20 protein-coding genes and 1 pseudogene are annotated in these 22,678 nt (G+C 72.5%); 9 read left to right on the forward strand and 12 right to left on the reverse strand.

Features of this window, described 5'->3' with window-relative positions; genetic code table 11:
• The first annotated feature begins 309 nt into the window (after positions 1-309).
• The 5 genes and pseudogenes from ACF08B_RS37185 (at position 310) to ACF08B_RS37205 (ending at position 4,182) form a co-directional block, all read left to right on the forward strand.
• Entirely contained in the window at positions 310-801 is a 492-nt protein-coding gene (locus tag ACF08B_RS37185) for a DUF2975 domain-containing protein (RefSeq protein WP_392321446.1), read from the forward strand.
• Positions 801-1,016 (forward strand): annotated as a pseudogene (locus tag ACF08B_RS37190) (helix-turn-helix domain-containing protein); the annotation flags it as partial. The gene ACF08B_RS37185 and the pseudogene ACF08B_RS37190, both read left to right, overlap by 1 nt.
• A gap of 1,142 nt (positions 1,017-2,158) precedes the next feature.
• Positions 2,159-3,115: a hypothetical protein gene (locus tag ACF08B_RS37195; RefSeq protein ID WP_392321447.1), complete on the forward strand. Its 957-nt coding sequence runs from the start codon at positions 2,159-2,161 to the stop codon at positions 3,113-3,115.
• A 429-nt stretch (positions 3,116-3,544) separates the two neighbouring features.
• Complete coding sequence (locus ACF08B_RS37200) at positions 3,545-3,916, forward strand: hypothetical protein (protein WP_392321448.1); 372 nt, start codon at positions 3,545-3,547, stop codon at positions 3,914-3,916.
• An 83-nt stretch (positions 3,917-3,999) separates the two neighbouring features.
• On the forward strand, positions 4,000-4,182 hold the full coding sequence (locus ACF08B_RS37205) for a hypothetical protein (RefSeq protein WP_392321449.1): 183 nt from the start codon (positions 4,000-4,002) through the stop codon (positions 4,180-4,182).
• Between the two features lie 215 nt (positions 4,183-4,397).
• Here the strand turns inward: ACF08B_RS37205 and ACF08B_RS37210 are convergent, their stop codons facing one another.
• On the reverse strand, positions 4,398-5,108 hold the full coding sequence (locus ACF08B_RS37210; RefSeq protein ID WP_392321450.1) for a hypothetical protein: 711 nt from the start codon (positions 5,106-5,108) through the stop codon (positions 4,398-4,400).
• Positions 5,109-5,702: 594 nt separating this feature from the next.
• On the opposite strand from ACF08B_RS37210, the gene ACF08B_RS37215 reads away from it, so the two are divergent.
• Entirely contained in the window at positions 5,703-6,323 is a 621-nt protein-coding gene (locus ACF08B_RS37215; RefSeq protein ID WP_392321451.1) for a hypothetical protein, read from the forward strand.
• A gap of 348 nt (positions 6,324-6,671) precedes the next feature.
• Here the strand turns inward: ACF08B_RS37215 and ACF08B_RS37220 are convergent, their stop codons facing one another.
• Both ACF08B_RS37220 and cpt read right to left on the reverse strand, forming a co-directional pair.
• Entirely contained in the window at positions 6,672-8,177 is a 1,506-nt protein-coding gene (locus tag ACF08B_RS37220; RefSeq protein ID WP_392321452.1) for an IMP dehydrogenase, read from the reverse strand.
• 613 nt (positions 8,178-8,790) lie between these two features.
• Complete coding sequence (gene cpt / locus ACF08B_RS37225; protein ID WP_392321511.1) at positions 8,791-9,321, reverse strand: chloramphenicol phosphotransferase CPT; 531 nt, start codon at positions 9,319-9,321, stop codon at positions 8,791-8,793.
• A 778-nt stretch (positions 9,322-10,099) separates the two neighbouring features.
• On the opposite strand from cpt, the gene ACF08B_RS37230 reads away from it, so the two are divergent.
• From ACF08B_RS37230 to ACF08B_RS37240, 3 genes are all read left to right on the forward strand, one after another.
• Positions 10,100-10,321: a hypothetical protein gene (locus ACF08B_RS37230; protein WP_392321453.1), complete on the forward strand. Its 222-nt coding sequence runs from the start codon at positions 10,100-10,102 to the stop codon at positions 10,319-10,321.
• 2 nt (positions 10,322-10,323) lie between these two features.
• Positions 10,324-11,121, forward strand: coding sequence for a helix-turn-helix domain-containing protein (locus ACF08B_RS37235; protein WP_392321454.1), 798 nt, complete (start codon positions 10,324-10,326; stop codon positions 11,119-11,121).
• A gap of 1,009 nt (positions 11,122-12,130) precedes the next feature.
• The gene (locus tag ACF08B_RS37240; protein WP_392321455.1) at positions 12,131-12,892 is read left to right on the forward strand and encodes a hypothetical protein; all 762 of its coding nucleotides are present in this window, start codon (positions 12,131-12,133) and stop codon (positions 12,890-12,892) included.
• 178 nt (positions 12,893-13,070) lie between these two features.
• Here ACF08B_RS37240 and ACF08B_RS37245 read toward each other — a convergent pair whose 3' ends face one another.
• From ACF08B_RS37245 to ACF08B_RS37285, 9 genes are all read right to left on the reverse strand, one after another.
• Entirely contained in the window at positions 13,071-13,505 is a 435-nt protein-coding gene (locus ACF08B_RS37245; protein WP_392321456.1) for a hypothetical protein, read from the reverse strand.
• A 226-nt stretch (positions 13,506-13,731) separates the two neighbouring features.
• Positions 13,732-14,955: an RNA-guided endonuclease InsQ/TnpB family protein gene (locus ACF08B_RS37250; RefSeq protein WP_392321512.1), complete on the reverse strand. Its 1,224-nt coding sequence runs from the start codon at positions 14,953-14,955 to the stop codon at positions 13,732-13,734.
• A 407-nt stretch (positions 14,956-15,362) separates the two neighbouring features.
• Positions 15,363-16,481 (reverse strand): hypothetical protein, encoded by a 1,119-nt coding sequence (locus tag ACF08B_RS37255; RefSeq protein WP_392321457.1) that lies wholly within the window; start codon positions 16,479-16,481, stop codon positions 15,363-15,365.
• Between the two features lie 221 nt (positions 16,482-16,702).
• Positions 16,703-17,929: an MFS transporter gene (locus ACF08B_RS37260; protein ID WP_392321458.1), complete on the reverse strand. Its 1,227-nt coding sequence runs from the start codon at positions 17,927-17,929 to the stop codon at positions 16,703-16,705.
• A gap of 398 nt (positions 17,930-18,327) precedes the next feature.
• Positions 18,328-18,930, reverse strand: a complete 603-nt coding sequence (locus ACF08B_RS37265) for a YdcF family protein (protein ID WP_392321459.1) — start codon at positions 18,928-18,930, stop codon at positions 18,328-18,330.
• A gap of 61 nt (positions 18,931-18,991) precedes the next feature.
• Entirely contained in the window at positions 18,992-19,711 is a 720-nt protein-coding gene (locus ACF08B_RS37270; RefSeq protein WP_392321460.1) for a helix-turn-helix transcriptional regulator, read from the reverse strand.
• A 10-nt stretch (positions 19,712-19,721) separates the two neighbouring features.
• Positions 19,722-20,921, reverse strand: coding sequence for an alpha/beta hydrolase (locus tag ACF08B_RS37275; protein ID WP_392321461.1), 1,200 nt, complete (start codon positions 20,919-20,921; stop codon positions 19,722-19,724).
• A gap of 242 nt (positions 20,922-21,163) precedes the next feature.
• On the reverse strand, positions 21,164-21,736 hold the full coding sequence (locus ACF08B_RS37280) for a dihydrofolate reductase family protein (RefSeq protein ID WP_392321462.1): 573 nt from the start codon (positions 21,734-21,736) through the stop codon (positions 21,164-21,166).
• A 301-nt stretch (positions 21,737-22,037) separates the two neighbouring features.
• Positions 22,038-22,598 carry a CGNR zinc finger domain-containing protein gene (locus ACF08B_RS37285; RefSeq protein WP_392321463.1) on the reverse strand — a complete coding sequence of 187 codons (561 nt, stop codon included), beginning with the start codon at positions 22,596-22,598 and terminating at the stop codon, positions 22,038-22,040.
• Between the last annotated feature and the right edge of the window lie 80 nt (positions 22,599-22,678).

Consider the following 22,678-nt stretch of genomic DNA (forward strand, 5'->3'; position numbering starts at 1 on the left):
CCGGGCGTCCCGCCCGTGGTGTGAGAGGGGCCCCGGGCGTCCCTGCCCGGTGGTGCGGGACTTGTGTGATTCAGCAGACGCGCGCAGGACGCGCGCGGTCGAGCGTGGTGTCTCTTGGGTACGGCGTCGAATTGGTGTCTGTCGGGGGCGGTGGGCGATGTGTGTCTGCGGGTGTGGTGTCTGTGGTGGGGGATCGTTTCCGGGTGTTGCGGCTGCGTGGTGTCCGGGAGTGTCGGGGGATTGCCGCGGCTTGCCTGGCCTATCGAGTTTCGATAGATTTCGGTTGTCATTCGTGAGGAGGGTGGGGTTGTGGGCAGGCTGACGGTGGGTGCGTTGCGGGCTGTGCTGGTGGTGGTGCTGGCCGGGACGGTGTTGGTGCAGGTGTTGATGGTGTGGGTTGTGGTCAGTGGGAGTGATCCGGAGGGCGGGTCGGCGGCGCTGACGGCGATGCGGGTGTTGACGGTGGTGGGTTTGGTGTCGGTGCAGGCCGTTGTGGTGTGTGTGGGGCGGCTGGTGGCGATGGTGCGGCGGGGGACGGTGTTCTCTTCTGCCGCGTTTCGGTATGTGGACGGTATTGCCGGGGCGATCGTGGCGGCTGCGGTGGTGTGGTTCGCGGTGACGGCTGTCAATGCGCCGGGGCAGCGGGACGATCCGGGTGTCACTGTGATCATGGGCGGGATCGGTGTGGCCATTTTGGGGGTGGCGTTGATCGTGCTCGTGCTGCGGGCGCTGCTGGTGCAGGCTGTGGCCCGTGAGGGGGAGGCGGCGCGGATGCGGGCCGAGTTGGACGAGGTGATCTGATGCCGATCGCCGTGGACATCGATGTGATGCTGGCCCGGCGGAAGATGTCGGTGGGGGAGCTCGCGGAGCGTGTGGGGATCACGCCGGCGAATCTGGCGGTGCTGAAGAACGGCCGGGCCAGGGCGGTGCGGTTCACCACGCTCGCCGCGCTGTGCGAGGTGCTTCGGTGCCAGCCGGGCGATCTGCTGCGCTGGGAGGCCGAGGACACCACGGCCACCGCCGGCCCCGCGGCCACCGCCGGCACCGCGGACACCGCCGGCACCGGGGACGCCGCCGGCCCCGCGGACACCGAGGGCACCGTGGACGCCGCCGGCACCGGGGACGCCGAGGGCACCGTGGACGCCGAGGGCACCGCGGGCGGTGAGGGCACCGCGGGCACAGAGGAAGCCGCGGGGGCTGCCGGGGTCGCGGGGGGATGATCCGTGCCTGCGGGTGCGTCGCCGCCGTCTCGTGCCCGTCGTCGGCCTGTCCGGTGCGCGGGCGGGCCGGGGCTGCGGTGGCCGTGTCCGGTGCAGCCGCCGGATCAGGGCGGGCCGGCACGGTCACGTGTGACGGGTGTTCGGTGAGCGGCTGGGCCGGGTGGCCGGCGTAGGGGGTGAGCCGGTCCAGCCGTGGTCTGCTGCGGGCGGCACGAAGGGCCGTGGGCGGTGGCCCCGGGACGCGGCCTGGACGGCGTGCGGCCGAGCCCGCCCGGAGGATGCATTCAGGGGCGGGTTCCGCGGCCTGGGCGAAGACGTTCACGGTGCGGTGGGCGGCCGTGCCCGGGGTCGTCCGCTTGAAGGGGTGTCCGCGCACGGGACTTCACCGGGGTGCCGCCGTCGTGGGCGGGAACGGTGTGGTGTGGTGGCCGTGTTCGGCGCCGGGGGTGTGGGGCGGGGTGGTCCGGTGGTGGGTGGTGCCGGCCGGTGGCCGTGGCCGTGGCGGTGGCCGGGCCGGGCCGGGGGTGTGAGGGGTGTGGTGGAGGTGGGGGAGAGGGTGGGGGCGTGGGGTGGGGACGGCGGGTGGGTGTGGCAGTGGCTTGGTGGGCTGATGGGCAATCCCGCGCTGCCCGCGTCGGTGCTGGCGCGGTTGCTCACGGCCTAGGAGTTGCCCGATGGCGGCTCGTCATGGCTGGCCCGGTGTCCTGTGGATACGCAGGGCACGCAGGTGCTGGTGGCGTCGGCGCAGATGGGTCACCGGCTGGGGGCGGTGGAGAATCCGGCGGCCGATGGGGAGGCGCTGGCGCGTCTTGCCCGTGATCCGGTGCCGCGGGTCCGGTTCGCTTATGCGGCGCTGGTGGGCGACTTCGGCCGGCGTATCCCTCAAGGGGGTGCTGGAGGTTTTGGCGGGTGACGGTGAGGCGAGGATCCGGCGGGCGGTGACGCAGGGGAAGGTGGTGCCGCCCGCGGTGCGGGAGCGGCTTGCCGGGGACGATGACGCCGCGGTGCGGGCCGCGGCCGTCACCGATCAGCTGTGGGCCGGGGCTGCGCCCGCCGTGCGCGAGAGCCTGTTCGCCGATCCCGCGCCCGAGGTCCGTTGCGCCCTGGCCGCATTGTTCCCCGGCGAGCCCGGGCCCCGGCCCGCGCCCGGCGCACGCGTCAGGGATGCCGACCCCGCGGTCCGCGGCGAGGCCGCCCAGGACCCTGAGGTGCCCACCGGCCTGGCGCTGGAACTCGCCGGGGACGGCGACGACACCGTCCGGCTCTGCCTGTCCCTGCGTGAGGACCTCACCGAGGAGCAGCGCGCGGCCATCGCCCATGTCGTGCCGCACGGCTATCACCAGGTTCCGCGCTGGATCGTGGAACGCGGCCACGGGCCGGACGTCGCCCGCCGTGCCGCCGCCTTGGGCCACGTGCTGTTGCGGCGCAGCATCGCCCTGCAGCGTCATCTGCCCGCCGACGTGGTGGAACGCCGGGCCGCCGACGAGGACTTCTTCGTCAGGCTCACCCTGTGCCAGTCCTGCCGTAAGGCCCCGCACGATCTGCTGGGGGAGATGTACGCCCACGGGCACGGCCTGAAGTGGAGCTTCCTGCGCGTCCACCCGAACTTCGCCCGACCCGGACTCGCCCGCTTCGCCGGCCACCCCCATGGGCGGCTGCGGCGCGCCGCGCTGGACGACCCCGAGGCCGGCGGCGACCTCGTTCTGCGGCTGGTGGACGATTGGGACGTCGGTGCTTTCGCCCTGCGCGATGCCCGGCTGCCCACGGCGGAGCTGCATCGGCGCCTGAACATCCCCGGCTGCGCCCAGTACGCCGCGGGCAATCCCGCCCTCGCGCCCGCGATGATGCACCGGCTTCTCGATCTCGCCGGCGTGGCTACGGTCACGGGGAGCTGAACCGCTCGGGTGTCCCGGCCGCACCTCATGTGCCACCGGCCGGTGAGGGCCGCAGCGCACCGGCTTCTCCACGGCCGCAAGGCGGGCCGGTACCGCTGTCCGTCCCTCTCCCGGCTGCGCGCCGGGCGGGGCCGGGTGCACGGTGCGTCGGCTGCGGTGCCGGGCAGGGCCGGCGCCGGGGCGGGCAGGTGCTGTTCGCCGCCTGGCCGTCCGGTGCGTTGTCGGTGGGGTGGGTTTCACCGGGGCGTCATGGAGCTCACGCACGCGACCGTGGATGATCTGCCGGCCCGGCTCGGCCGAGGGGGCGGTCACCTGTATCTGCCCGCCGGCCTTGATCCGCAGGCGCCGACCGAGCTGCTCGCCGGCCGGTTCGGGCATTCCGCGCACTCTGGTCCTGGACGGTTTTGACCGATCCGACGGTCGGGGAGTGTGCCGGCGGCCGTCCTGGATCCCTGTGCGGGGCGGGTGGTGAAGATGCGGGTGTGGGCGTGCGGGGACCGGTGGGTCGCCGCGGGGACGGCGCACGATGCGGCGGGGGTTCTACGGCCGGTGCTGGTGGCCGCGCACCGGCAGGTGCCGGACATGCCGGCGGCCGCCCGAAAGGAGAACGAGGGTGAGGGCGGGGCCGGGGTCGACTGGGTGCGTCGGCTGAGGGAGATCACCGGCTGGTCGCGGCCCGCCCGGCGGCCGGAGGTGGACTGGGTCCGGGTGCAGTCGCGGGTGGGCACCCGACTGCCGGGTGACTACCGGCGCATGGTCGAGACGTTCGGCGTGGGTGCCTCGACGGACACCTGGATCTGAACCAGGAGCCGTGGACGGATCTTCAAGGTGAGGGGCTGCTGATCTGGGCGGTCACGGAACACAAGGACCGGTACTGCTGGCGGATGCAGGGCGAGGACCCCGACGGCCGGCCCGTGGTGGTCCGCTCCTTCGACGACGAGGACACCGTCTTCGCCTGCCCGGCCGCGCAGTTCGTCTGCCGCATCCTCCTCGATGCGCACCACCCGTACACGCTGGCCCACTACGCCGGCGCCCACTGGTTCATGACCTACGACGATGGCCGCTGACCGCACCCGGCGCCCCCGGGCCCGCCGGACACGCCTCCGCCCCGGCGCCGCCCACCCCCCGGGGGGGGGGCTGGTGGAGGTGCCGGGTCGTCTCGGGTGCCGTGCGGTGAGGGCCCCGGATCGCGGCTGCGGATCGCGGCTGCGGCTGCGGTGGGGGCGGGGCGGGCGGTGCTGCCGTCAGGTGGTGCGGCGGCAGCGGTGCCCGCGCCGGGGTGTCAGGGGGTGGCGAGGTGGGAGGCCATCGCGAAGGAGTCGGCGATGATCCGGTCGGTGGCCTTGTCGATGTCCTCGTCGCTGGCCAGCGTCGCGCCCTGGGTGGCGCCGCCCTGGAGGTTGTGGGTGCCGCCCTGGGTGGCGCCCTGGGTGTTGTTGTTCCCGGCGCCCTGGGTGGCGCCCTGGGTGTTGCCGGTGCCGCCCTGGGAGCCGCCGAGGGTGTTGCGGATGCCGCTGACGGTGCCGCCCTGGACGTTGTTGGTGCCGCCCTGCGCGCCGCCCTGGGTGTTGGTCCGGCCGGTCTGGGTGCCGCCCTGGACGTTGTGGGTGCCGCCCTGGACGCCGCCCTGGGTGTTCTTCTTACCCCCGACCTGGGTACCGCCCAGCACGTTGCCCGTGCCGCCCTGGGTGCCGTTTTGGATGTTGTGAGTGCCGCCCTGCGCCGCGGTCTGGGTGTTACCGGTGCCGCCCTGGGTGTTGCCGGTGCCGCCCTGGGTGCCGCCCTGCAGGTTGCCGACCTGGACGTTGTTGCTGTTGCCGTCCCCGGTGTTGGAGATGTCGCCGATCCAGCCGCCGTTGTTGAAGATCACGTTGATCTTCGCGGGGGGTACCGGGTCGGTGCGCAGTGCCGCGGACGCCTGGCTCGCGGTGGTGCCCGTCCACGCCATGGCAGCGGCGAGGGACAGGGTCGCGTAGATGCCTACCTTCTTCACGGCAGCCCTTTCGTGCGGTAGGTGGAGAATCGGACTTTCTGCCGCTCCAACCTGTCGCACCCGCCGACCGCGCATCCACCGCGACACGGGCGAAGTCACCCGGACAGCGCCCCGCCCAACTCTCCCGCACCACCGGCGACTTTCCGCACACCCGTTCCACCCTCGGGCGCCCGCGGCCCGCACGGCGGCCGTCCGCCCGGCCCAAGTACCGTGCGTACGGCCCATGATGACCCCGCTCGCATCCCGGCGCGGCCGCCCCCGGCGCCGTGTCCGCCACGAGCGGCCGGGCGCAGTTGCCCGCCGGGCCGCGCTCGGGTCGACAAGGCGGCCCGGCCGGTTGCGTGCCGGCCGCACCGTCATGTGCTCGTCGTACGATCCGCCGTTGTGTTTGTCGGTAGGTCATTCAACGCATGACCTCGGCACGCGAGCAGGGCGAGGCTGCCCTCTGCGGCCCGGTGCACGGCTCACGCCGGGCTCTGCCCGCACGGCTGGGCACGCGCAGTCGACACGTCGGGCTCCGGGTGAGCCCCCGGGGTGACGGCGTGCGATCGTACGCCCCTGCGACCGGCACATGACGCCCACTACGGTGATCCCATGGACGTGGGGGCGGTACTGATCGCGATGACGGGTGTGGCGGGGACGCTCGGGGCCGCGCTGCTCACCCAGCGAGGCGCCGACCGGACCAAGAAACGCGAGCTGGAGATGACCCGGGCCATCCAGGAGGCGAAGGACAATCGTGAGCTGCGGCGCAGCTGTTACACGCAACTGCACCGCGATGCCCGGCAGTTCACCACGGCGCTGAGCCGGCACCTGTACCTCCTGCGCGACCGTCCGCCCGCCGCACAGGACGTGGCGGCGCTGGAAGCGGCCAAGGACGCCTACCGCGACCGGTGGTCCGAGGCGTTGATGATCGCTCCCGACGCGGTGATCGTTGCGGCACACGCACTATCCGACGCGCTGACCGGGGTCTACGGGCAGGTCAAACGCCTTGAGCAGGGCAACTGCCGGCCCGGTGAAACCCTGCGGTCCGCTGCGCAGGCGCAGCATGCGCTGTGGTCGTCGATACGCGTCATGAGAGAGGCGATGCGCCGTGACCTGGGTGTCACCGCGGACGCAGGCGACGAAGCCCGCCGTCACCCGCCGCCGGTCTCGTCCGGCGATCGAACGGCCTTGACCGCGGACTTCGCCGGGCCGCCCGACGACCCCGACCTGTAGGCGCGTCCCGGCCGCGGAGTGCGCTGAGCGCAGGGACAGCGCCGCGAGGGGGAGGCCGGCCGGGCAGAGGGCGGCTGTCCAGTCGCACCGAGGGGGCGGGCCGCCCAGCACGGTCGAAAGCCGCTGAGCCGGCATCTCGGCGCCACGGCGCCCGAGTTCGAGACGCCCGGTCCCCCCTTGCCCCAGGGCGGGGCGGGGGCACCGGGGCACGGGGCCGGGCGGGGCACGGTGGCGGGGCGGGGCCGGCCGCGCGCCTTGCGCTCGGCCGGAGGAGGGCACAAGCATCCCGGCGCCCCGCCGCTCGACTTCCCGCTGGTGGCCTGTGCACCGGGGAGGGGGGCCGGTTCGTCAGGAGAGCGGCATGGGGGTGTCGCGGACGGTGACGGTGGCGTGACTCTCGTTCAGGCTCTGCTCGGAGACGAGGGTCAGCCGGGCCGTGGAGCGGAACTGGGGCAGGGTGGTGGAGCCGCAGGAGACCATGGTGGTCTTGAGTTTGGCGACGCTCAGGGCGAGTCCTTCGCTCAGGTCGCCGGCGTAGGGGACGTAGCCGTCCACGCCTTCCTCGAAGAGCAGGTGCCGGCCGCCCTGGCCGTAGCGCTGCCAGTTACGGGCCCGGTGGGAGCCCTCGCCCCAGTACTCCTTCACGAAGCCGTCGCGGGTGGGCAGTTTCGCGCCGGCCGCCTGGTCGAAGCCGGCGAAGTAGCGGCCCATCATGACGAAGTCGGCTCCCATCGCCAAGGCCAGGGCCACGTGGTAGTCGTGCACCAGGGCGCCGTCGGAGCAGATCGGCACATAGGCGCCGGTGCGTTCGCAGAAGGCGTCCCGGGCTGCCGCGACGTCCAGCACCGCGCTGGCCTGGCCGCGGCCGATGCCCTTCTGGTCCCGGGTGATGCAGATGGATCCGCCGCCGACGCCGACCTTCACGAAGTCCGCGCCCGCTTCGGCGAGGAAGGTGAACGCCTCGCCGTCGACCACGTTGCCACCGCCCACCGGGGTGTCCGGGTAGTGCTTCTTCACCCAGGCCAGAGCCTGCGCCTGCCAGTCGCTGTAGCCGTCGGAGGAATCGAAGCACAGTGCGTCCGCGCCGGCCTCCAGCAGGGCCGGGACGCGTTCTTGGTAGTCGTGGGTGTTGATACCCGCACCCACGCGCAGGCGCTTGCCGGCATCCACGAGCTGGTGGGGGAAGCATTGGTGGTCGGTGTGGTCGGTGTGGTCGGAGCGGAACACCAGGTGCTGCAGGTGGCCTTCGCCGTCCAGCACGGGCAGGCAGTGAAGTCGTTCGTCCCACAGCCGGGTGTCGGCCTCGGCCAGGGTGATGCCGCACCGGGCGTGGGCGAGTTCGGCGACGGGGATCATCCGCTCGCCGACCGGTCCGGCGAGGTCGTGGCGCCGGGGGTGGAAATCGCGGGAGGTGACCAGGCCGAGCAGGCGGCCACTCGCCGTCCCGTCGTGGGTGACGGCGGCGGTGCTGTGGCCGGTGGTGCGCATGAGGTCGGCCAGCAGGCTCAAGGGGGCGTCGGGGCGGACGTTGGTGTCGCTGGTGACGAAACCGGACGTGAAGCTCTTCACCTGGCGCACCGCTGCGGCCTGGTCCGCGACGGGCTGGTTGTGGTGCAGGAAGCTGAGACCGCCGTTGCGGGCGAGCGCGATCGCGAGTTCGGGGGTGCTGACGGCCTGCATGATCGCCGAAGTGAACGGGGACTGCAGCATGATCGCCGCCGTCTCGCCCGCCATGTGCCGCACCAGGGGTGTGCGCAGGTCCACCGTCGCCGTCGAGCAGTGGTTGCGTGTCCGGTTCGGCAGCAGCAGGAACTCGTTGAACGTCCGTGAGACCTCGGCGATGAGCTGTGCCACTCGTTTCCTCCTGACCCGTCGGCCGGGGCCCGGCTGCCCCGTGCCGTGAGGAGCGCCCCCGCGCAGGGGAAGGGCCCGGGCAGGCAGAGATCAGCCGGGCAGCCGTGCGGGCGCGGCCGGCTGCGGGCAGAGCTCTGACCGGCCCGCGGATCACCACGGGGGCGGTCGTGACCTGGCACCCTAGCCACCGATCCGGCCGCTGCACCAATCGGGAGCGTCACAGCCCTGCCCCCCCGGCCGCAGGCGGCAGGTCCTCGGCGCCGGTGACATGTTGCGGCCCGCCGCGACAGCTCACCGCGGCCCGCACCCACTGCCCCGCCCCGCCACGGCCCCCCGCCCCGCTCGGCTCGGCTCAGCTCGGGCCTTCATCCGCCGGCCGAGCCGCGCACTCGCCTCTTGCCCGCCCCGCGTCCACGGACGGAGCATCCGTGTCGACCCCTGTGGCGGTGCGTTCGTGCCGCACCACGCCGGCCAGGCGCCCGCGTCCACGCCGGCCAGGCGCCCGCGTCCGCGGCGAAAGGGGGGCATCGGCCGGGCGGCCCCCCCGCGCACGACCGCTGCCCGGGGTGTCCCGGTGCAAGCGGCCGGGCGGCAGAACGCCGGGGCCGTCCGCTCAGGTGACGTGGGCGGCGATGGTCCGTGCGCAGGCCATCGCCTCCGCGCCGGTGGTGTCGACCTCCAGGTCGTAGGTCACACCGCGGTGCACGACGTCGGCCTGCAGCGCGGCCATCCCGATGACCCGGTCGCCCCGTGCGACCTCACGGCCCGCGGCGACGGCCGCGTCACACCTGACGCCGACCCACAGCACCCCCAGTCCACCCAGCCCATGGCGCCAGCGCTGCTGCGAGGCCGCCCCGCCCAAAAACACCTCATCGACCAGGACGCGGGCACCGGCCCGGGCCATCGCTGCGACCCCCTCGATCCACGCCGCTTCCAGCGCCCGGAACCCGGCCCCGACACTCACACTTCCGTCCGCGGCGAACTCGATCCCGCCCTGCGACGCCCGCAGGGACGCGGGCATCGCCTCGATGAGCGTGTCCGTCCCCAAGGCCAGCCACGGACCCGGCAGGACGGCCTGCAGACACCGCACGACGGCGGACTTGCCCGAGCTGGAACCACCGTTGACCACGATCACCTGAGTCATCACCGCGCCACCGTAAAGACGCCGGGGCGACGTCCAAGACGGCTTTTGTGAACCACCAGCGCCTCCCACAACCTGGCGGGCCTTCCCTCGCAGAGCGCTGGGCGGCGGAGCAGGCCCAGTGCGACCGTGGGGTCGCGGGCTGTTCGGAGCCGAGGGCGTACTCGTGTCGCAGTGACACGCAGGTGCGGGTGCGCTGTCCGAGCCGGCCGGTGCCGAGAAGGAGAACACCGATGGCAGCGGCGGCCGTTCAGGACCCGCAGGCCCCGGGTCGGCTAGCCGGTGCACCAGACAGTCGGCAGTGCGCGCAAAGTACCAGGCGGGGCCGCCGACAACAGGCGCGGGCAGCCCCGCCTCGCGAGGGGCGGACATGCGGCAACATGCCCTGCCAGGTTGCGTCCTTGTCGCAGGTGGAGCCCGTCTCCAAGGAGCAGCGGGATGTGTGAACTCATCCCGTCTCAAAGACTCTGGCACGGCGACCACGGCGAGGCAACGACAGGCGGGACACTGCCGCATCAACGGCCGCGTTCACCCGCGTGCGGCCCGCTGCGCCGCAGGACCTGTGCCCCTGTCCATCGCTGATGACGCGCAGTCACGCTTATCGGCTGGGACACCGCTGCATCATCGCGTACCCGCCGGAACACGACGAGCCACTGACTCTGCCACGATGGGGTGCGCGCAGGCATCGGCAAATGCCCGCGCAGGAACCGCAGTTGGAGCCCGTCAACCGCTGGATGCCGAACCTCCGCATGAACGGCGTCCGCGTCCAGGAGGAACTCACATGAACCCCAACCGTCAACGCGCCCGGCGTTGCGTGTCGCTGCCCTCGCCGCACGGCACCCTCACCGGAGCCGTCGTCGTCATCATTGTCATCGTCACCCGATCCGGGACCGCCATCGACTCGGCGCTGCAAACCCTCACCGCGCTCGCCGGACTCGCCGCCGCCTGGCAGGCAGGCCGCAAACGAGCAGCCGGCGCCGGCACCGACCCGGCTGGGATCTGATCATGGGACGCCCGCAGAAGCCGATCACGAGCTCGCCGACGCTCGCCGAGCTCGCACAGTGGCTGCGCGACCAGCGCAGCCAACAACACCTCACCTACCGGCAGATGGCCCACCTCAGCGACCTCCACGCCACCACGCTCCAGCGGGCGGCAGCAGGCACCAGCGTCCCCACCCTTTCTGTCGTCGAAGGCTACGCCCGAGCCTGCCGAGCCGACCAGACGGTGGCTCATCGGCTGTGGAGGGCCGCTCGCTACGAGGCGTGCCAGAAACTCGGACAACGCGGCAACGCTCAGCTCACGCTCCGGCCCGAACTCGTCCGCGACTTCGCCGACCTTGCTCTGATGATGCGCGAGCTGCACCTGCGCGCGGGCGCCCCCTCGCTGCGGGCACTGCAACACCGGGCCGGATCACACGGCGAACTCCCGCGCTCGACCCTCCACCGCATGCTCAGCGGCCGTACGCTGCCCAGCTATGACCACCTCGTCGCCTTCGTCAAAGGCTGCGGAGCCTCACGGGAGACCACGAGAGCATGGCAGCAGGCCTGGCACAGGGCAGAGCGAACCCGTCGTAGCAGCGAGGGAGCCGAAACCTCCTTCCGCGCCGACATCCTGCACGAACTGCGCTCACCCCTGACCTCGGTACTGGGATTCTCCGCGACGCTGCTGGCCAAATGGGACCGGTTCACCGGGGACCAGAAGCGATTGATGGTGGAGACCGTCGACGCCGATGCACGGCGTATCAGCAGCCTCCTGAGCGACATGAGCCAGGCTCTCTACCACGGTATGGCGACAGACGCGTAGGCGGCGGTCTTCGATCGGCGCCACGACGGCACGATCCACGTGATAGCCCCGGTTCGGGGGCCGGCCCCCGCCCCCGAACGCGATCCCGCCGACGGACCGGGCAACAGTCCGGGCGCCTCCCCGTGACGGCGGATGCCGGTACCGCGCGCCGGGTGGCCGGATATCGCCCACGGCCTTACGCCGGGCCGGCCGCTGCTCGGCCGTGGTGCTGCCCGGCGAAGCGGCCGGCACCGCCTGCTGTGCCGGCACCGCCTGCTGTGCCGGCACCGCCGGCTGCCCGGCCACGCACCCGGCCGCGCCCGCCCGAGCCAGGCGCGGCGCGGTGCCCGCTCCAGGCAGGCGGCGGTGCACCGTCCCCGCCAAACCCCCTCAGAGCCCTGTGGTTCGCGGTGCGCACTTGGTGACGCCCCGCGCGGCCACCGGGGCGCGGCACACCACCCGCACCCGGAGGCGCGGGACGGGGGCCGAAATCAGCAAACGCTAAGCGTTACCGGCCGGTTCACCGAACGCCGGCCGATCCTTCCGGACGTTGTCGGGGGAACGCTTGTGCCTGCCGGGGCGGGTTTTCTAGGCTCACACTCCAACACGGCGGCGCCCCCACGGCGTTGCCGTGCTGTCCCCCCCCACCACCCTCCTCGCTGAGCCCGACACCCCCTCATCCCGCCTGTCCGGGGCGGCTGTCCGCGCCCGCGGCATGCCGGCCCGGCCTTCGCCGTCGCCTTCCGGCCCGCGTCCCGGTCCTGCCCGGCCCGTCACCGACCCCGACGGGCCCCATGCCGGCGTGACCGGCAAACCGGCCCGCCCCGTAGCGGTATTTCGGCCACAAGCCCCCCACCCCCGCTGCGCGCGGCCGCGGCTGCCCGCCCCCGACCTTTTGGGGGAGCAGAACGGCCCATGGGCCCATGACCCCGCCCGCAGCCGCCCCCCGAGGGAGGCGTGAACTGGGTGGGGTGCGGGTGGGGCGTGGTCCGGCTCACGCAGGGACTTCGCACCAGGAAGAGAACTGCCGATGACCCGTCGCACAGCCCGCCTGTACGCGCTGACCGCAGCCACCGTGAGTCTCGGTGCCGTCGGCGCCGGGACCGCGTTCGCCGAGACGCCCACCTCCTGCCAGGCCAGGTACGTCTGCCTGGCCGACGGCACCGTCTTCGGCGGCCCCGCCGATTCCTACCCGGACACGCCGACGGACAGCCAGATCACCGCCCGGCAGATAGTCGAGGACTGCGCGGTGGACCGGCAGGCCGACGCGCCCGGCGTGGCGTGCGGCTTCTACCCCTACGGCGAGCCGGAGACGAAGGGGTTCGGCCCCTGGGAGCCGTTGACGGCCGACTACGCCAACTGCCGGGGCGGCAACGAGCAGAACAACATCACCTACAGCGACCACAGCGACTACACCACCTCCAACAGCGTGACGGTCGGCGCGAGCGTCGAGATCGGCCTCAGCGAACTCGTCAAGGCGTCCCTGCGCACGGACTTCCAGTACACGTGGGGGTCCTCGCGCGGGACGACGCAGAGTTTCAGCGCGTTCGTGCCCAAGGGCCACAAGGCGCACCTGCAGCACCGCTACCAGCGGCAGCAGGTCAGCGGGGTGCTGTGGATCGACTACGAGCACACCGGCACCGGCCCGCTGCAGGGGCACGGTCACCACTACTGGGCCCTCACCGACTTTCGCGCGACGTCCCCGGCGAAGGACCCCGACAACCAGACGGTCAAGGACCAGGTGTCGCTGTCCAAGCCCCAGCCGGTGGCGGCGGACGACTGCGCCGGCTGAACCGGCCGCCGCCCCCGGTGAGGGGGCGGCCTTCCCTTCCTCTCGTCCCCGTCCCGATGCGTGTCGGCCCGCACCGCACAAAGGGGGGGTGTCCTCCCGCGGTGCGCGGCGCGGGCCGCCCGGTGGGGCCGGCCGGACGGCAGAAGGGCGGGCTTCGACGGCCTGCCGGCCGGCGGGTTCAGCCGTGCCGCTCGGTCAGGACGCACAAGGAGTGGCCGTCGTCGGGGTCGCCGACGTAGGTCCACAGCTTCGAGGTCCTGCCCTCTCGCAGGGCCTCGTAGCCGGAATCGACGTCGCCGGGGTCGTAGAAGACCGTGATGCTGGTCTGTCCCTTCCAGTCGTCGGCCTTCCACGTGCCCGATCCCGACCGGGGCTCGTTCTTCGGCCCGAAGGCGTCGATGTCGTAGTCGCCGCAGACACGCTCGGCAGTGAACGTTCCGTCCGGCTTCAGCTTCAGCACGCCGCCCTTGCCGTCGCCCCACACGGTCGTCATCCGGCGGTGCGGCAACTCGGTGGGCTCACCGTCCGGGACCGGCGGCGGGGCCAGCCGGCCACAGCCGGCGCAGGCGGACACCACGGCGACGAGAGCCCACAGGGCCCGGTAAGAACGCAACGCAACGCCACCCCACACTTCTTCTCGGACACGACCGCGGCCCGCCTGCTGGTGCCCGCAGATCCTAGGACAGGGCCCAGCAGCGGTGATCATGCGGACCGGGGCGGCGACCCACGCCGCGCCTATAGGTCCGCCCAGCCCCGGCCATGGGACCCTCCTCGTTGGGCCCGCAGCTCGTACGGCCGGGGGGACGGTGACGAGGAGCCGTTGACTTCCGCTCCCCTCCCTAGGGGGAGGGGATTCCTGCCACGGCCGGCTGACCGTCTCGGTGGGTTCCTGCTTCTACGCGCTGCGCCGGTACGGGTACCGGTCTTACCTGCGCTCCACGGGCTGTCACGGCCAGTCCGGCCGCCTTGGCGACGTTGACCGCCGCGTTGATGTCCCGGTCAAGGACGGTCCCGCATTCCCTGCATGTCCACTCCCGGATGTGCAGGGGTTTGGGTTTGTCCTTGACGCTGCAGGCCGAGCAGACCTGAGAGGTGGGTTCGAAGCGTCCGATGCGATGGAAGGCCCGGCCGAACTTCGCGGCTTTGTACTCCAGCATCGCGACGAACGCGGACCATCCGGCGTCGTGCACGAACGTGGCCAGGCGTGTGCGGGCGAGGTGTTTGACCGCAAGGTCTTCCACTGCGACCGCTTGGTTGTCGCGGATCAGCCGGGTGGAGAGCTGGTGGTGGAAGTCCCGCCGGGCATCGGCCACCCGTGCGTGAGCACGGGCGAGGCGAACCCTTGCTTCCTTTCGGTTCTTCGAGCCTTTCATCTTGCGGCTGAGAGTCTGCTGTGCACGCTTGAGGCGCTTCTCGGCTCGTCGCAGGAACCGCGGGCTGTCGATTTTCGTGCCGTCGGAGAGGACAGCGAAATGCCTCAGGCCCAGGTCCAAGCCGACCTCCCTGGCGACCGGCGGAAGGTGTGCGGGGGCGGTCTGCACGACGAAGGAGCAGAAGTACCGCCCGGCGGCGTCTTTGATCACGGTCACCGTGGACGGCGTGGACGGCAGCATGCGGGACCACTTCACCCGCACATCCCCGATCTTCGGAAGACGCAGGTCACCGCCGGGCGTGATCGACCAGCGAGCGTTGGCGGTGAACCGTACGGACTGCCGGTTGTCCCGCTTGGACTTGAACCGAGGCTCGGCGACCTTCGGGCCCTTGCGAGTCCTGTTGAGTGAGGCGAAGAAGTGACAGTACGCGGTGTCCAGGTCCCGCAGAGACTGCTGCAGCACCACAGCCGAGACCGCCCCGAGCCAGGCACGCTCAGGGCTCTTCTTCGCCTCGGTGATGACCCGCTTGGACAGGTCACCGATCGTCGGAAAGGGGCGCCCCTGCTCGTGGGCCTCCTTGCGGATGCGCAACGCGTCGTTGAACACCACGCGGGCGCACCCGAACGCCCCGGCCAGCGCGGCACGCTGGGGCCCGTTCGGGTACAGACGGAAGCTGTACCTCAGCTGCACGTCGATCAGCGTACGCACATGGTTCTGCCTGAGTAGGGAGAGATAGGAAGTGATCGGCACTGCGTATTTCACCTACATGCGGACGTGCTTTCCGTGCCGAAGTCCCCGCATGAGGTGTGCACCCGCCGACACCTGACGCGATGTGAAGCGAACATGCGGGCGGTGTCCCAGGATGTCGAGGCGGAGCTGGAAGGAGTGCAACGGCGACGGGTGGGTGAAACTCGCCCACCCGTTGCTGCGTTTTCCTCCTGGACGGCATCAGGGGTCCCGCCCCTTCGTCAACGACGTCCGCCCCTCCCAGCGGGGAGCGTCAGGATGCGCCGGTGCTGCTCCGAGGAGCGAGAGGGGCGTGGCAGTCGCTGCAGGTGCGGCGGTGGCAGGTTTCGTGCCCGGTTCCCGTACGCGGCTCAGGTGACGGCGAAGCCGATGGAGATGGCGTTGGCGATGACGTAGGCGGCGGTCGTCGACCAGACCACGATGTGGTTGGTGCGCCGTACGGCGGCGCGTTTGTCGGGGTTGGCCCAGCTCAGGAGGATGTAGGTGGTGCAGCCGACGCCGACGAGGGTGTAGAGCAGGGTGGCGAGGTGGATCTGGTCGACGAGGGTCACACCGAACTGGGTTCCGGTCAGGCTGGTGGAGCGCATGCTGAGCACGACGCTGAACAGGGAGGCGCCGAGGATGCCGAGGCGGGCCGCGAGCACGGTGAGGAATTCCGGTGCCCAGATGAAGTAGGACATCAGGGAGATGAGGAAGGCGACGTAGGCGGGCCAGGCCTGGCGGATGAAGCCGGCCAGGTCGACGCGGTCGAGGTGGAGTTCGATGACGAACTGGCTGTAGCGGCTCTGCTGCCCGTGCTTGATGCGGGGGTCGCCGAAGGACGTCTGGTAGGTGTGGGTGACCACCCGCACGCTGAAGTCGCGGATCTCGAATCCGTCGAGGCTGATGGCGTGGTCGTAGCCGGAGTTCGCCCGGTCGGCGACGTAGGCGAACTGGGAGGCGTTGAGCTGGGAGTCCTCGACCTGGATCTGGACGTCCTGTTTGTCGAAGGGGTATTCGCTGAGGTCGAACTGCTGGCGGAAGGTGCCGGAGACCTTCACCTGGGACCAGTACTGGTCGCCGACCTTCACCACGGACCGGTCGCTCTGGCTGACCTGGGTGGCGTTGATGAACTCCAGGCGCCGGGTGGCGTCCAGGTCGGCACTGGGGCACACGCTCCACAGCCAGAAGTCGGCGTTGATGGTCCGCGGTGAGACGTCCAGCCCGTAGAGGTCGGTGACGTAGGCGCCGACCCGGCAGGTCGGCGGCGCCGCCGCCGGGGCCGCGGCGGGCGCTGCCGGTGCCGCTGCCGGTGCCGCTCGGGTGGCGGCTGTGGGGGCCGCGGGCGCCGTCGCCGCTCCGAGGGCGGCGAACAGCACGGTGTACAGCAGGAGCGTGACCGCCCTCCGGCATGCCCGGCGCCGTGGGTTTCCCTTCGCCCAGGCGGCGGGGGAGCGGTGGCCGGGACAGGGGTGGTCGGGCGTCACCATGCGGGGGACCGTACCTGCGGAGACGGAGCTTGCTTCGGGCTGACACACCCTGCCCGCCGCGTTTTCATCCCGCAGTGGTGCGGCAGGCGGCGCACCCCCGGGTGGGCGGCGCGGCGGCCAGGGCGCAGGGGCCGGCGCCGCCCGGGGTGGGCGGACCCGTCGGGACGGTGTCCGCGCGGGCCGCGGGCCGGTGTCGGGCTGCTGCCTTGTCCGCTTCCGGGTCAGGCGGCGGCCGGTGTCTGGTGCGCGGGTGCCGGCCGGGTGTGCGCGGCGTGGTGGTGGCGTTGTGCCCAGCGCACCGCGGGCGGTGCGGCCAGGCCCGTCAGCGCGAACACGGCTCCAACGGCGTACCAGCCGGGGCGGCCCCAGGTGATGCACAGCGCGATGAGCAGTCCGGGGCCGAGGGCCTCGGCCAGGCCGGCGCCGAGACCGAACACCCCCAGGTACTGGCCGGTGGCGTGGTGCGGGGCGAGGGCGAAGGAGACCTCGAAACCGGCGGCCGAGTGCCAGAGTTCACCGACCGTGTGGATCACCACCGCGGTGAGGAGCAGGGCGGCGGCCGCCCCCGCGGGGACGCCCGCGGACAGCGAGAACAGCGAGCAGGCGATGAGGAAGGCCGCGCCCGCCCGGCGGTAGGCGCGGGCGCCGGCGGCGGGGGAGTCGATGCTGCGGCCGGAGCGGACCTGGAAGGCGACGACCATGACGGTGCCGGTGAGCATGGTGGCCGAGATGAGCCAGGCAGGGGCGGTGGTGGCGCCGACGATCCAGAGCGGGACGGCCACGGTGAGCACCTTGAACTGGACGGCCATGACGCCGTCCAGGGCGACCAGCAGCAGGTAGGGGCGGTCCCGCAGGGCGATGCGGCGCGGGCCGCCGGCGGCGGGCAGGGGCGCGAGGGGCGGCAGGCGGAGAAGGATCACCGCCGCGGCCGCGAACGCGAGCGCGTTGGCGGCGACCATTGCCCGGTAGGCGGTGAGCGTGCCCACCTGGACCACCCAGCCCGCCAGCAGGGCTCCCAGGGAGATACCGACGTTGGTCACCGCACGCAGGTAGGCCCTGAACTGCTGCGGCCGGTCTCCTCCGTGGTGCCGGATGAGCGGGGAGCGGGCGGCCGTGCCGGCCGCCTTCGCGGCGGCGGCCGCGCAGACGGCCACGACGAACGGCCAGAAGCCGTCCACCAGGACGAAGCCGGCCGTGGCCAGCGCCTGCACCACCAGGGTCGCCGCATAGATGCCGCGTGCACCGCGGCGGTCGGCCAGGTGGCCGACCGCGACCCCCAGGGCCAGCGCGAGGAGACCGGCGATGCCCAGACCGAGGCCCACCTCGCCCGCCGGAAGACGGACCGCCTCGGTGAAGTACAGCACCCCGGCGGTGAGATGGAGACCGCTGCCGAGGGTGTAGACGAGGTTCGACGCCGCGAGGATGCGCTGCGGTTGGGCATCGGGCATCCAGCGGGGCATGACAAGACTCCAGGTCCGGCACGGCAGGTAAGGACCCCACTAGCTTGTTGCATGTTACTTGCAAGAGCAAGAGGGTTGCTGCGGTGGGTGGTTGTGTTCGGCCTGCCGCACCGGCGGGGCCGCTCGTGCCGCCGGCCCGCGCCGGTGTCGGGTGACGGTGAGGGCGGCGGTGTCGGTGAGGGCGGCGGCGCGGGCGGTCCGGCCGGTGAGAGCGCGGCAGATCCCCCGGCCGGCCTGATGCTGCGCCGTGAGACGGCCCCCCGCCGTGGCTGCGGTGTCTGCCATGGCGACGGTGTGCCTGCCGGGGTGGCGGCGCGTTTTTCGGGGCGGCCGGCTCTCGGCCGGCGGGGCCGCGCCATCCCGGACGGCTCCGGCGGCAGCGCCGCCTACGGTGTGATCGTGCGTTCGCCCGGTGTGAGAGCGCGCAGGGTCCACAGCCCGTACAGGGCCAGCAGCGGTTTGAGGACCGTCCCTTCGCCCAGGCGGTAGTCGCCGGCGCGCACCAGCCTGGCGGCGAGATCGGGGCGCCGGCGGCGCAGGTAGGCGCGGGCCTTGAGGGCGTGGGCGGGCTGGGAGGCGATCTTGATGCGGTCGGCGTCCTCCAGCAGCGGGATCACGTTCGCGATGTTCTCCCAGGTCGTCCCGCTGGCCTCTTCGAGGGCCACGGTCCCCTCGAAGGCGAGCACCCGCCTCGCGTAGTCGGCCATCACCCGCGCCTCCGTGGCGACGCCGCCGGTCGCGCCGCCACTGAAGATCACACGCGTGCTGTGTGCGCGGTCGGCGGCGATGGAGCGGATGCCCGCACGCACACGCTGGCGGTTGACGGCGTTCGCCGACTTCTGCGGATTGCGGTATCCGAGTACGACGACAACCTCGGCGGTGCCCTCACGGTGGCCCACCAGGGTGCGCGACCAGCGCCAGTTCATCCACTCGCCCCAGGCCAGGACCGCCGCTCCGGCCGACACCGCCAGGCCTGTCCTTCGTCGCATGCGGCGACTGTAGTGCCGGGACCGGAACGAGGGGGTGCGCCGCGGCGGTGACGGGGCTTCCTCAGGAGGGGGGTGCGAGCGGGGCCAGCGCGGCGGGCCGCACCGCGCCGTTTGCGGCCGAGCCGCGCAGCAGTTCGGCGAGGTCGCGGGGGTGTGCCGGCTCGGTGGTGGCGGCGGCCGCGGTGATGCGGTCCAGGCGGAAGCCCCGGCCGGCCCGGCGCGTGCGGCACCAGGCGATGACGTACCAGCCGCCGCCGGCGGTGAGCAGTCCGGCCGGTTCCACCTCGCGCCGGCTCTCCCGTCCTGCCGCGTCGCGGTAGGCCAGCCACAGGACCGTGCGGGTGGTCAGGGCCGCTTCCACCGCGGTACGGACCGCGGAATCGGCCGGCGGGGGCAGCGTGACGATCCGTGCGGCCACCTCCTGTGCCGCCGCCGAGGCGGCGCCGGTCATCGACGCCGCGATCTTCTGGGCCGCGGTGCGGGCCGCACCGGCGTACGGGGTGCGGGTGTCGGCCGTGGCGAGGGCGACGGCCAGCGCGGAGGCTTCCTCGGGGGTGAAGCGCATCGGGGGGAGGGTCAGGCCGGGGTCGATCGACCAGCCCCCGCCTCGCCCGGCAACGGCGCGCACCGGGACGCCGGTCTCCATCAGCACCTGCAGATCGCGCTGCACCGTGCGGCGGCTGACCTCGAAACGCGCGGCGAGTGCCGCGACCGTGCGGGGCCGTGGCGCCGCCGCACGCAGCTCTTCCACCAGGGCATACAAGCGGGCCGTGCGGTTCATGCCGGTGAGGCTACTGTCCCGCGGTGGACAGGAAGTCCCGCTCGCGCCGCTGTTCGCGGGCGGTGACGGTCAGCGGGAACAGGGTGAAGCCGTGCATGGCGCCGGCGACGACACCGAGCTGCACCGGCGCGCCCGCCGCCCGCCACCGTGCGGCGAGGAACAGAGAGTCGTCGAGGAGAGGATCTTCGGTGCCGACGACGATCCGAGCGGGCGGCAGGCCCGACAGATCGGCGAACAGCGGTGAGATGCCGCAATCGCGGCGCGCTTCGGCTGTCATGCCCGGGGTGAACAGGTCGTAGGTTCGCCGCAGCGTGTCGGTGTTGCTCAGCAGCCGCCGAGAGCCGAACGCCCGCTGACTGGGTGTCATCGACAGGTCGTACGGGCCGAAAAGCAGGTGGGCCGCCCGGAAACCGCCGGTGATGCCGTGCCGGTCGCGAAGGCGCAGCAGCGTCACGACGCCCAGATGGGCGCCGGCCGATTCACCCCCGATCAGCAGCCGCCGGGTTCCGAACTCGCCGGCGGCGTTCTCCACCAACCAGCGGGCGGCCGCCTCGCAATCCTCGGGCCCGGCGGGGAAGGGATGCTCCGGCGCAAGGCGGTAGTCCACACTGACCACGGCCAGCCGTGCCTGCCGGGCCAGCCGCCACAGCCTTGCGTCCTGCCCGCAGGCCGAGCCGAACACCCAACCGCCTCCGTGGAAGTGCAGGTACACCCCCTCGACACGGCCGGGCGGCACGAACGCCCGGACCTTCACCCCCTGGGCCACGATGCGGTCCTGGCCCTGCGGCAGGCGCACCGGCGGCGTGTCACCGCCGAGTCGGTTGCGTCGCAGCGCGGCCAGACCGGCTGCGTCCGGCGCCTTGCCGCGCGCCGGGCGGCTCGCGGCTCTGGCCTCGAACTCCCGGTTGAACGCCAGGGTCTCGGCGAGGCAGTCCTCATCAGTGATCATCATGGCGTCGACCGTCGCAGCCGTCCGCGACACCCCCCTGTCACCGTTTCCCAGTGAGCTGCGACACGTGAGGGCTGCCCGCCAGGTGCCGCACCATCTCTCAACCCGCGACGCCACGCTCCCGTGCCGCGCCACCCGCACCCGACCGTGCAGTCCCCGGGCCACGGCGCCTCCCGCACGCTCCGGGGCCGCCGCGGATCGATGGCGCCGCCGGCCGGAATCCAGCGGTTCGTCATCCACAGGCGCCTGGACGTTCGGCACGTACCATTCCTCGCACGCCGCGAACGCAACGAAGTCCGCCTGAGCCCCACCCCGGGCCGGCGCAGCTGCACACCATCGTCCCCTCGAGCACACCGGGCAGGTGACCGCGGCGCACGCGCGGGAAGGCCGGTGTCACGACGGCCCTGCTGCGCCAAGCCCACGCGATGCCGCCCCGCAGTGCGCGCCGCCCCGAGTGCAGGGCGTGCCCTGACCGGCCACCGCGGCTCGCGCGGCGGCCCGCTTCAGCGCACGACGTCGAAGACCTGCTTCTGCAGGCCGTTGGCGTACGCCTCGTGCTCGACGAGCTTCAGCTTCTGCGTGTCCTTGTCCGTGGTGCTGAACAGGCGCTTGCCGGCGCCGAGGAGGAGGGGGAAGACGAGCAGGTGGTAGCGGTCGATGAGGCCGGCGTCGGAGAGGGCGTGGTTCAGGGTGGCGCTGCCGTGCATGATGATCGGCCCGCCTTCGGTCTCCTTCAGCGCGGCGACCTCCTCGACGCTGCGCAGGATGGTGGTCTCGCCCCAGTTGGACACGAGGTCGTCGTCGGTGAGGGTGGTGGAGACGACGTACTTCGGCATGACCTTGTAGTCGGCGAAGTCCGCCATGTCCGGCCACACGGGGCTGAACGCCTGGTAGCTGGTGCGGCCCAGCAGCATGGCGGTGGCTTCCTTCTGCTCCCGGCCCTTGATCTCGAACGCCTCGGGGAGGAACTCGGTGTGCTTGAAGGTCCAGCCGGAGTTGCGGTAGCCGGGCTCGCCGCCGGGAGCCTCCACGACGCCGTCGAGCGAGATGAAAGCGGTGCTGATCAGGGTGCGCATCGTGGTTCCTCGGTGTCTGGTGCGGTGTCCGGGTGGTGGGCGATCGGTGAGTGCCCGCTGCGGCCGTATGCGCGGCTGAGGCGCACCAACCGTGATCCTTGACTGCCGGCCACGGAAAAACTCATCGGACGTCGCCCACCCCTATCCTCGCCGCGACGCCGGCCGGCGGCCCGCATCACCGCGGGAAGCCGGCGCCCTCCTGGCCCACAGGCGCCGCCGGCCCGGCAGCGGCCGGGGGGCACGGCCGCCCTCGCTCGGCGCGGGAGGCGCCCGCGCCGGCCGGGCGGCGGGGGGCGCAGGGTCAGCGGGCCGGGGCGGAGGCGGTCTTCTTCCGGGCCCGGTACGCGGCCGCCTTGATCTTGTTGCCGCAGGATTCCATGCCGCACCACTGCCGGCGCATGCCCCGGGAGCGGTCGATGTAGGTGCGGGTGCATTCGGGGTTGCCGCACTCCTTGAGCAGCGGCACGTCCGGCCCGCTGAGCAGCTCGACGGCACAGCGGGCGACCAGGGAGAGGGCTTCGCCGGCACTGGCCTGCGTCCAGCGCCCGGACGGGGTCAGCTGCGGCACCGCGGGCGCGGCGCGGGCGGCGTTGTTCACCACGGTCAGCGCCGCCGTGTCGTAGGGCTCCGCGAGCCGGCGGGCGGTGACGAGCCGGTAGACGGCCTCCCGGACGGTCCTCGCCTGCTCGACGTCGGCCTGCGTGCTGGGCGCGACGGCGTCGACCAGGCCGGACTCCACGTACCAGGCGTTCAGCCGGTCCGGCGTCACGAACATCTCGAAGCGCACCGAACGGCGCGCGCGCAGCGTCGCGGCGAAGTCCAGTGCCGGATTCCCGCAGACGAAGACATGCTCGAGATTCACATCACCATCCTGACAGGTGACTGCCCGGGCGGGCAAACACTCCCCGAACGCCCAGTCCCGCCCCCCCCGGCAGCCCAGTC

It is taken from the genome of Streptomyces sp. NPDC015139 (assembly GCF_043079785.1).
Classification (GTDB): Bacteria; Actinomycetota; Actinomycetes; order Streptomycetales; family Streptomycetaceae; genus Streptomyces; species Streptomyces albidocamelliae.